This is a genomic window from Streptomyces chiangmaiensis (genome assembly GCF_036281785.1).
Taxonomy (GTDB): Bacteria; Actinomycetota; Actinomycetes; order Streptomycetales; family Streptomycetaceae; genus Streptomyces; species Streptomyces chiangmaiensis.
Genome location: NZ_JAYWVC010000518.1, coordinates 1 through 1742, shown reverse-complemented (window position 1 = coordinate 1742; position 1742 = coordinate 1). Strand labels below are relative to the sequence as shown.

Annotated in this window: 3 protein-coding genes; 1 reads left to right on the top strand and 2 read right to left on the bottom strand. The window is 67.9% G+C overall.

Annotated features, from left to right (window positions below; all coding sequences use genetic code 11):
- On the bottom strand, nt 1–205 hold a 205-nt coding region (locus tag VXC91_RS45130), incomplete at its 3' end, for a transposase family protein (protein WP_329513133.1).
- An 81-nt stretch (nt 206–286) separates the two neighbouring features.
- A complete protein-coding gene (locus VXC91_RS45125) occupies nt 287–1045 on the bottom strand; it encodes a DUF899 family protein (RefSeq protein WP_329513132.1) in 759 nt (252 codons plus the stop codon).
- Between the two features lie 183 nt (nt 1046–1228).
- On the opposite strand from VXC91_RS45125, the gene VXC91_RS45120 reads away from it, so the two are divergent.
- The gene (locus VXC91_RS45120) at nt 1229–1387 is read left to right on the top strand and encodes a DNA-binding protein (protein ID WP_329513131.1); all 159 of its coding nucleotides are present in this window, start codon (nt 1229–1231) and stop codon (nt 1385–1387) included.
- Nucleotides 1388–1742: the final 355 nt, after the last annotated feature.

Here is a 1742-nt window from a genome sequence, read left to right as displayed (position 1 = left end):
CTAGGCGGGCCAGGACCCGGCCGAGGGTGGTCGCCCGCGGGGCGGCCCGCAGGCCGAGCCGGTCATGGATCTCCTCGGGCAGGTAGGCGGCATGCCGCGCGACTGCGGCCAGCGTGGTGGCGCCTGCGAGTACGGCGATCGTGCACAGGGCGAGCAGGGCGCCGAGCTGGTAGCGGCGGCCCTGGCGGCGGCGGGGATCCGGCAGAGCGTCCAGGACGTCGGCCAGGCGGTGCGCAGGACACGCAGGGCCCCGACCACGCCGCCGCGACGGCTGTCGGGCGCGGGTTCACGAGCAACAGCCTGAGCCGCCTGTGCGGGGTTGTGCGCCATGGAGGTCGTCGTCGTGCCCGGCAGTGATCCGCGCCCATTGCGCGGTCGGCCGTCCGTCCTTGCGGAACTGCTGGCCGCGCGTCTCGTACGGCTGCGGCCAGCCGGGCGGGGAGTCCTCCCAGGTCTCCTGCCGTCCGTAGACGGTCATGTCGAGGATGCCGTAGGACGGCGCCATGGGTTCGACGCCGCGTCCGGTGGTCCAGTACGTCTCAAAGACGCGGTCCCCATCGCGGAGGTAGCACGCCTTCATCCCGAAGCCGCGGCCGGCGAGGAGCCATTCGTGGGACTCGGCGGGCACGGAGTACCAGGGCATGTCCCAGCCCATGAAGCGGCGGTAGCGGTCGGATTCCTCGAAGGGGCCCTGGCAGAAGACGGCGAAGGTGACGTCACGCTGGTGCAGATGGGACAGTTCGTAGACCTGGCCGGTGAAGAAGGTGCAGCCCTCGCACTGGTCGGCGCCGGGACGGCCGTCGTGCCACATGTGATAGGACACGAACAGCTGGGTGCGGCCCTCGAAGACGTCGATCAGGGGGACTTCTCCGTTGCCTCCTGCGAGCGGAGTCGATGGTTCCACCTCGGTCATGGGCAGCCGTCGCCGGGCGGCCGTGATCGCGTCACCCTCCCGGGTGTGCGCCTTCTCCCGGACGCGCAGGGTGTCGACGGCGGCCAGCCACTCACGACGGGAGACGACCGGCGGCTTGTTCTCAGCATTCATGTCCGTACTGACCCGACAACCCGCAAGAACTCATCGGTGGAGCCCGAGCCGGGCGCAGACCGACCACGACCTCGGCCGCACGAACACCGTCACGCGTTACCCGCAGAACTTCTGGAATCTCGCTTAGCGCCCACCGAGGACAGTTCAGGACGTCTCGCCACCCGAGAACGCACGAGCCCTGGGATGCTGATCGCCAACGGTCACCTGATACCGGCAGAAAACCCGGCCGGGCGGGCCGGAGTGACAACCGCCAGTGTCGAGGCGGAGCAGACCTGGCGAGCCAACGCGACAATCCGCGCGAGATCCGCCCGCTGCCTGAAGAACACGATCAACTGGTTCTGATCGATAGCTCTTCCAGTATTCCGGCCCGGCCGTGGTTGCCTCCGGTCACGTTGACCTGTGGAGACGACTGAGCGGATTGTTCTTGCCGAGTGGATATGCGAGACGGCCATCGCTGGATAGAGTCGTCCCGTTACAACTGGTTGTGGGGACAACCAGAGCGCCTTGGGGAGGGCCTGCAGCACATGAGTCGTCGTTCTAATGGCTTGGTCGGCGTCTGGGCTGAGATGCAGAGGCAGCGGCAGCGCCAGGTGGAGACAGAAGCTCGACGACGGAGACAAGAAGCGCAGCAAGCACGTGCCTATCAACGGCGAGCTGCCCAGAGTCACCGCGAGTACAGGCAAGCAGAGGCGCTACG